The sequence below is a fragment of the Reyranella sp. GW821-FHT14A01 genome, from assembly GCF_058803965.1.
On the sequence record NZ_JBXAPM010000019.1, the window covers coordinates 99,855 to 107,690 of the forward strand.

Annotated in this window: 9 protein-coding genes; 5 read left to right on the forward strand and 4 right to left on the reverse strand. The window is 67.3% G+C overall.

The window, feature by feature from the left end; all coding sequences use genetic code 11:
• Positions 1–55: 55 nt before the first annotated feature.
• Complete coding sequence (locus tag AC1ROX_RS27720; protein WP_493131402.1) at positions 56–682, reverse strand: glutathione S-transferase family protein; 627 nt, start codon at positions 680–682, stop codon at positions 56–58.
• Positions 683–756: 74 nt separating this feature from the next.
• On the opposite strand from AC1ROX_RS27720, the gene AC1ROX_RS27725 reads away from it, so the two are divergent.
• Positions 757–1,548 carry an HpcH/HpaI aldolase family protein gene (locus AC1ROX_RS27725; protein WP_493131404.1) on the forward strand — a complete coding sequence of 264 codons (792 nt, stop codon included), beginning with the start codon at positions 757–759 and terminating at the stop codon, positions 1,546–1,548.
• A 78-nt stretch (positions 1,549–1,626) separates the two neighbouring features.
• Here AC1ROX_RS27725 and AC1ROX_RS27730 read toward each other — a convergent pair whose 3' ends face one another.
• Positions 1,627–2,856, reverse strand: a complete 1,230-nt coding sequence (locus AC1ROX_RS27730; protein WP_493131406.1) for a cytochrome P450 — start codon at positions 2,854–2,856, stop codon at positions 1,627–1,629.
• A 148-nt stretch (positions 2,857–3,004) separates the two neighbouring features.
• Between AC1ROX_RS27730 and AC1ROX_RS27735 the strand changes: the two genes are divergently transcribed.
• From AC1ROX_RS27735 to AC1ROX_RS27745, 3 genes are read left to right on the forward strand one after another with little or no spacing between them, the layout of a single operon-like run.
• Positions 3,005–4,933, forward strand: coding sequence for a potassium transporter Kup (locus AC1ROX_RS27735; RefSeq protein WP_493131408.1), 1,929 nt, complete (start codon positions 3,005–3,007; stop codon positions 4,931–4,933).
• Between the two features lie 11 nt (positions 4,934–4,944).
• Positions 4,945–5,643, forward strand: a complete 699-nt coding sequence (locus AC1ROX_RS27740; RefSeq protein WP_493131410.1) for an alpha/beta fold hydrolase — start codon at positions 4,945–4,947, stop codon at positions 5,641–5,643.
• Positions 5,640–6,041 (forward strand): GNAT family N-acetyltransferase, encoded by a 402-nt coding sequence (locus AC1ROX_RS27745; protein WP_493131412.1) that lies wholly within the window; start codon positions 5,640–5,642, stop codon positions 6,039–6,041. The genes AC1ROX_RS27740 and AC1ROX_RS27745 overlap by 4 nt, the downstream gene beginning before the upstream one ends.
• 129 nt (positions 6,042–6,170) lie before the next feature.
• Here AC1ROX_RS27745 and AC1ROX_RS27750 read toward each other — a convergent pair whose 3' ends face one another.
• Positions 6,171–6,602 carry a CHRD domain-containing protein gene (locus AC1ROX_RS27750; RefSeq protein WP_493131414.1) on the reverse strand — a complete coding sequence of 144 codons (432 nt, stop codon included), beginning with the start codon at positions 6,600–6,602 and terminating at the stop codon, positions 6,171–6,173.
• Between the two features lie 112 nt (positions 6,603–6,714).
• The gene (locus AC1ROX_RS27755) at positions 6,715–7,188 is read right to left on the reverse strand and encodes a hypothetical protein (RefSeq protein ID WP_493131416.1); all 474 of its coding nucleotides are present in this window, start codon (positions 7,186–7,188) and stop codon (positions 6,715–6,717) included.
• Between the two features lie 85 nt (positions 7,189–7,273).
• On the opposite strand from AC1ROX_RS27755, the gene AC1ROX_RS27760 reads away from it, so the two are divergent.
• On the forward strand, positions 7,274–7,836 hold a 563-nt coding region (locus AC1ROX_RS27760; RefSeq protein WP_493131418.1), incomplete at its 3' end, for an NADPH-dependent FMN reductase.

A 7,836-nucleotide genomic window follows, 5' to 3' on the forward strand; every position in this document is an offset into this window, starting at 1 on the left:
GAAGGATCGCGGTCGGACCGCCCCGCCGATGCGGGACGGTCCGGGATCGCGAATATCAGGCCGCGGCCGAAAGGCCTTCCTGCTCAAGCACGCGCTGCACGGCCGGGCGGGCCTTCATGCGCTCGTAGTGAGCGGCGACGTTCTTTGGCAGCGGCATCTTCATGCGGCCGGCCGCCCAGAAGGAGACGTAGAAGAGCGCGGCATCGGCCACCGAGAACTTGCCGGCCAGGTACTCCTTGCCTTCGAGCGCCTTGTCCATCAGCGCCAGGCCCTTCTCCATGATCTCCTTGCCGCGCGCCTTGACCTTGTCGTGGTCGGCGTCGGTGTAGGAGAAGTTGGCCGGACGGAACATGCGGCTGAAGCCCTGCATGTGCATGGTCGACACGGCATAATCCATCGCCTCAAGGGCGCGCGCCTCGCCGTCGGCGTCGGACGGCAGCAGGCCGGCTTCGGGGTTCTTGCGGGCGAGCCACACGGCGATCGCGGGGAACTCGGTCAGCACGTCGCCGCCGTCGCGCACCAGGGTCGGCACCTTCGACTTCGGGTTGAGCGCCACGAACTCCGGCCCGTACTGCTCCTGCTTGGCGCCGTCGACCTTGTGCAGGTCGTAGGGCTTGCCGATTTCCTCCAGCAGCACATGGATGCCGATCGAGCAGGCGCCGGGCATGTAATAGAGCTTCATGATTCTCTCCCTAAAGTAGATGTCTGGTGGGGACGTCCCACGCTAGCATCGGGACCTTATGGGGGGAAATGACAATGACAAGTAATGGAACGAGTAACGGCCTGCGTGCGCTGGTCGGCACCGAGCCCACGAAGATCGGCACCTTCCTGTTCGAGTTCGCCACGCCGGGAATCGGCCAGATCCTGAAGGCGGCGGGCGCCGAATTCGCCGTGCTGGACATGGAACATACCGGTTTCGGCTTCGATACCGTCCGCCAGGTCGTGCGTTACATGCAGGCTGCAAACCTGCCGCTGGTCGTGCGCGTGCCCTCGCAATCGCGTCATCACATCTCCCGCGCGCTCGACACCGGCGCCGACGGCGTGATGGTGCCGATCGTGTCGTCGGTCGAGCAGGCCAAGGCGGTGCTCGACGCCGCCAAGTACTGGCCCGACGGCACGCGCGGCGTGGCGCTGGGGCTCGCGCACGAGCGCTTCGCCATGCGCTCCGAGCCATTGCTGCCGCGCTTCGCCGAACAGAATGCGCGCACCGCCATCATCCTGCAGGTCGAGGATCCGCGCGGCGCCGCCGCGGCCGACGAGATCGCGGCGATGCCCGGCGTCGACATGCTGTGGCTCGGCCACAACGACATGACCGTCGCCATGGGCGAGCCCGGCGCCTTCGATCATCCCGACTTCCTCACCGCCGAGCAGGCGACGATCGCGGCGGCGAAGAAGCACGGCAAGTCGGCCGGCCGCCTCGCCGTCGACGCCAAGCAGGCCGCCCACTTCGTGAAGCTCGGCTACGACTTCGTCTCGATCGCGGGCGACGTGTGGTTGCTGCAGCAGGCTTTCGCCGCGGGCGTTAAGACCATTCGCAACGCCTCATAATCATTGGAGCGCGCCACTCCAGTGGCGCTTCATGAGCTTGAGCGCCACTGGATTGGCGCGCTCCAATGGGACGGCTCGTTAGCTCCTGATCCTGACCGGCAGCGAGCGGATGCCGCGGATGAAATTGGAGTAGAGGCGCACCGGCGGGCCCTCGACCTCGATCTGGAGGTCGCGCTTCAGGAGTTCCTCCCAGAGGATCCTGATCTGCATCTCGGCCAGCCGGTCGCCGACGCAGCGATGGATGCCGGCGCCGAAGGAAAGATGCTGGCGCGCCTTCGGCCGGCCGACGAGGAAGCGTTCGGGCTCGTCGATCGCCGTCTCGTCGCGATTGCCCGAGACGTACCACATCACCACCTTGTCGCCGGCACCGATCTGCTTGCCGCCCAGCTCGCACTCCGTGCGCGCAGTGCGCCGCATGTGGATCACCGGTGTGGCCCAACGGATCGTCTCCGACACCAGGCTCGGCATCAGCGACGCATCGGCTTTCACCTTCTCGACCTCCTGCGGATTGTCGAGCATCGCCATCAGGCCGGCACTCATCGAATTGCGCGTCGTGTCGTTGCCGCCGACGATCAGCAGCGCGAAGTTCCCGATGAACTCGCGCGTCGGCATGTTCTTCGTCGCCTCGCTGTGCGCCATCATCGAGATCAGGTCGAAGGTCGGCGGCCGCGCCGCGCGCTCCTGCCAGAGTGCCGCCATGGTCTCGGCCATGTGACGCAGCTCGGCCATCCGCGCCTCGTTGGTCTTCACGACCGCGTCGTCGGCCTCGATGTTGCAGATCGCGACGTCGGACCAGTGGGTCAGCTTGCGCCGGTCCTCCTGCGGGAAGTCGAACAGGGTCGCCAGCATCATGGCGGTGAGTTCGGTCGAGACCCGGTCGGCCCAGTCGAAGGTTTCTCCGCGCGGCAGGCCGTCCAGGACGTCGGCGGTACGCCGGCGGATCAGCCCTTCCATGTTGGCCAGGTTGGACGGGGCCACGATCGGCGCCACGGTCTTGCGCTGGGCGGTGTGGCGCGGCGGGTCCATGCGGATGAAGTTGGGCAGCTCCTCGCCCTGGGGCTGGTCGGTGATCTGGATGCCGCCCAGCTCGGAGGCCGAGGAGAAGGTCGCCGGATCGAGTTCGACTTTAGTAATGTCGGCATAGCGCGTGACCGACCAGTAAGGGCCGAACGGGCTCTCCGGATGCCAATGGACCGGGTCCTCCCGCCTCAGCCGGGCAAAATGCGGCTCCCAGCTGTCCTCGCGATAAAGCCGCGGCTGGCTGACATCGGCATGGTCTTCGGCAGGTTTTTGTGCCGGTTTTTGCATGGGGACCCTCCCTATCCCCAAGGCCGCCCGGAGGGTCGTCCCAAGTCAAGCGCTTTCGTCGCAACGGTGCCTTATTTGGCTCGTTGACAGCGCGAAGGGCGAAGCGCAAACCCTCGCCGCGCCGCCGTCCGAGGCGGCGTTTGTGATCATGGCACCAGCCGAAACCAGCCAATCCTCGTCTCCCGAAGCCGCCGCCACCAGCAGCCAGCACGCCCCCCATCCGGCGGGTGCCGCCCTGGTACTTGGTGCGCTGGGCGTCGTCTTCGGCGATATCGGCACCAGCCCGCTCTATGCGCTGCGCGAGACCTTCGTGCACGGCAGCGGGATGGCGCCGACGCGCGAGCATGTGCTGGGCGTGCTCTCGATGCTGTTCTGGGCGGTCACGCTGACCGTCACCATCAAGTACGTCGTGCTGATCATGCGCGCCGACAACAAGGGCGAAGGCGGCGTGCTGGCGCTCGCGACGCTCGCGACGCGCGGCCTGAACGGCAAGGCAGCGAAGGTTCGCCGCTCCATCGTGGTGCTGGCGGTGATCGGGCTGGCGCTGTTCTACGGCGACGCGATCATCACCCCGGCCGTCTCGGTCATGAGCGCCGTCGAGGGCCTGTCGGCGGCAGCGCCCGCGTTCACGCCCTTCGTGCTGCCGCTGTCGCTGATCATCTTGGTCGGCCTGTTCATGCTGCAATCGCGCGGCACGGCCGATGTCGGCCGGCTGTTCGGGCCGGTGATGCTGGTGTGGTTCGTCGTGCTGGGCGTGCTGGGCGCCTGGCAGGTGGTCAAGAATCCCTCGGTCCTCGCGGCGATCAACCCGCTCCATGCCTATTACCTCGTCACCGACCAGGGCTTCGGCATCTTCTGGGCTTTCGGTTCGATCGTGCTGGCGGTCACCGGCGCCGAGGCGCTCTACGCCGACATGGGCCATTTTGGCCGGAAGCCCATCCGCGCCGCCTGGCTCGGCCTCGTCATGCCGGGCCTGCTGCTGAACTATTTCGGACAGGGCGCACTGATCATCGAGAACCCCGGGCTCGTGCATCAGGTCTTCTTCGAGCTCGTGCCGAAGGACTACATCATCTTCCTGGTCGTGCTCTCGACCCTGGCCGCCGTCATCGCCTCGCAGGCGGTCATCACCGGTGTGTTCTCGCTGACCCGGCAGGCGATCCAGCTCGGCTATTTGCCGCGCATGGAGATCCACCACACGTCCGAGACGGCGATCGGCCAGATCTACATCCCGCGGGTGAACTGGCTCCTGATGTCGGGCGTCGTGGCGCTGGTCGTGGGCTTCGGCTCCTCGGGCGCGCTGGCCGGCGCCTACGGTCTCGCCGTCACCGGCGCCATGCTGGTCGATGCGGCGCTGGCCATGGCGGTTGCGATCCTGGTGTGGAAGTGGTCGTGGCCGCTCGCTGCGGCGGTGTTCGGCTTCCTCGCCATCCCCGACCTCGCCTTCTTCATCGCCAACGCGCTCAAGATCCCCGACGGCGGCTGGCTCCCGCTGATCGTGGCCTCGCTGATCTACTTCACCATCATGACCTGGCGGCGCGGCCGCCGGCTGGTCGCCACGGAGCTGAGCGAAGGCTCCCTGCCGCTCAGGCAGTTCCTCGAGCGCATGGAGCGCGCACCCGACCGCGTCGCCGGCACCGCCGTCTTCCTGACCGCCGATGCGACCCATACACCGGCCGCCTTCCTGCACAATCTCAAGCACAACAAGGTCCTGCACGAGCGCATCATCATCCTGCAGGTCGACACGATGGACGTACCCTTCGTGTCCGACGCCAACCGGGTCGAGGTCGAGCGGCTGGGCAAGGGCTTCCACACGGTGATCGCCCATTACGGCTTCACCGAGCAGCCCGACATTCCCGAGGCGCTGCGCGCCTGCCGCCCGCACGGCATCGCCTACGACGAGATGGAGACCTCGTTCTTCCTCGGTCGCGAGACCCTGGTGCCGTCGCAGCATTCCAAGCTCGGCCGCTGGCGCCGCGACTGGTTCATCTCGCTCTCCCATTCAGCCTCGGCCACCAAGACCTTCTTCCGCATCCCGCCCAACCGCGCTATCGAACTCGGCAACCAGATCCAGATCTGAGGCCGCCCGCCATGCCGCGTTCTCCGCTCGTGCTTCTGCCGGGCCTGCTCAACACGCGCCGCGTCTACGACCCCCAGGTCGAGGCGCTGGCCGATATCGCCGATTTCACCATCCCCGAACTCTGGCACCACGACACGATGGCGGCAATGGCCGAGGCGACGCTCAGCCTGGCGCCGCCGACCTTCGCGCTCTGCGGCTTCTCGATGGGCGGCTACGTCGCCCTGGAGATCTTCCGTCGCGCACCCGAGCGGGTCGAGCGCATCGCCCTGATGGACACGCAGGCCGGCCCCGATTCGCCGGAGACGGCGGCGCGGCGGCGCGGCTTCATCGAGCAGACCCGCATCGGCCGCTTCCATGGCGTGCACCCGACCCTGCTGCCGCAGCTCGTCCATCCCTCGCGGGTCGACGACAAGGAACTCACCCAGGCGCTGCTCGACATGGCGACCGAGATCGGCGGCGACGGCTTCGTGCGCGAGCAGCAGGCGATCCTGGGCCGCGCCGACAGCCGCTCGCTGCTGGTCGAGATCGAAATGCCGGCGGTGGTGATCGTCGGCCGCCAGGACCTGGTCACGCCCTTGGCGCGCGCCCAGGAGATCGCCACCGACATCGCCAATGCCCGCCTCGTGGTGATTGAGGAATGCGGGCACATGACGCCGCTGGAGAGACCGGCCGAGGTCTCGGCCGCCCTGAGGAGATGGTTGACGCAATGAACACGATCTACGCCCGCGAGGACGATCTCGGCGCCGACGAATATATCGACGTGGTCGCCAAGTCGGGCCTGAACCGGCCGATCACCGACCGTCCGCGCATCGAGCAGATGCTGAAGCACGCCAACCTGATCCTGACCGCGCGCCAGGACGGCAGGCTGGTGGGCTTCGCCCGCTCGGTCACCGATTTCTGCTTCTGCTGCTACCTGTCGGACCTCGCGGTCGACAAGGCCTGCCAGGGCCAGGGCATCGGCCGCCGCCTGATCGAGATGACGCGCACGGAAGCGGGTGGCGCCAACACGACCACCCTGCTCCTCTCGGCCCCGACGGCGATGACCTATTACGAAGGCATCAAGATGCCCAAGGCCGACAACTGCTTCCTGTACCGCCGTCAGCAGTAAGAGGCGCTTGGCGCTTCGACTGTGGCTTTCCCCTCCGGCCAAAGGCGCTGTAAACAGCGCCGGGGCCACCTCTCCCGTCAAACGGAGGAGGCTGGGAGGGGGAAGCAACGCGCGAGGTTTCTCGCAAGCCTACTTCAGGACCTGGCCGCGGATCTCGCCGCCCTTGTTCGCATCCGTGTGGATGTTGAAATACCAGCGGCCGGCGATGAGGTCGGCGGCCTGCGCGTCGGTCAGGGTCGCCTCGCCCTTCATCGGGCTAGCAAGGCCGTCCTTCTGCGGGATCACCACGCCGGCATTGGCGCCGGCGGCCGCGGGGCCGTGGAAATGCGCCGCCGTCGGCGGGCCGCTCAGGTCGGCATAGGTCACCGACCAGGTGAGCTTCTTGGTGGCCGTGTCGTAGCTCGCGGTGAGGGCGCCCGTGCCCTTGGTCGTGACCGGCGGCACCTGGCTCGCGCCGTTCAGCGTGGCCTTGTAGGTCTGCGTCTCGGCGAAGGCCGGGGCGGCGGACAGCGCGGCAACGGCGGCGAGGCTGAGAAGGCTCCTGCGGAAAATCTTGGTCATGAACGTCCCTCCGGTGAAGCCGGCCGAATCACCAGACACCGCGCGGCCGGCGAGCGCGGGCCGGCATCATCGCGGCAACGGGTTCCACCGCGATGACACGATGATGTGAACGTCAGGGGCCGCGTTGGGCTGCCAGCGCCCGCTGCAATTGGGCGTCGAAGCCCCTCAGCGTCTGCATGAACGGGCCGGCCATCGTGTCCTGCAACTGGAGCTGGACCTGGATCTGCGAGCCCGAGCGCAGCTGCTGCAGCAGCTCGGCCGACTTGTAGTCGTCGAACTGGCAGATGCCCTGGCCGCAGATGCTGGTCGAGATGAACGGGTTGGAATCGACCTGGACGCTGGCCCGCACGCCCTGGCCGTCGCCGACCACGGAGATCTTGTTGTAGGCCGCCGAGTAGCGCATCACGAGGAACTGGCCGAGCAGGCTGTTGCCGTCGATCGTCGCCTGCACGCCGCAATCCTTGCCGCCGTCCATGGTGCAGCTCGTCACCCACTTGTCGGGCGGCTGGTCCTGCGCGGCGGCAGGCTGGGAAAAGGCCAATGCGGCGGCCGCAAATCCGGCGGCCATCGTTACGGATCGCATCATCTTTCGCCTTGCTCCCGCGTTTGCCAACATTCCAAGGGCCACCTATGTAGCCGTCAACGATCACGCTGACAAAGGAACCCTTCGCATGTCCGAGAGCCTGAAACTGGTCGCTTTCTGCGGCAGCCTGCGCAAGGCGTCGTTCAACCGCCTCGCGCTGCAGGCCTTCGTCGAGCGGCTGCCGGCCGGCGCGTCCTGCCAGATGATCGAGATCGGCGACTGGCCGCTCTACGACGCCGACATCCAGGCCAAGGGATTCCCCGACAAGGTGCAGGCCGCACAGAAGGCCATGCTGGAGGCCGACGGCCTCGTGCTGGTGAGTCCCGAATACAATTACGGCATCTCGGGCGTGCTGAAGAACGCCATCGACTGGCTGTCGCGCATGACGCCGCAACCCTTCGCCGCCAAGCCGGTCGCGCTGTTCGGCGCCTCGATGGGCGTGCTCGGCACGGCGCGCGCGCAGTACCAGCTGCGCCAGACGCTGGTGTTCCTCGACGGCCGCCCGGTCAACAAGCCCGAAGTCATGATCGCCCAGGCGCAGAACAGGTTCGCCGACGGCAAGCTCACCGACGAAGCGACGGGCAAGCTGCTCGCCGACCTCGGCGCGGCACTGGCGCTGGGGGGGGGGGGGGGGAAGGGGGGGGAGGCCGT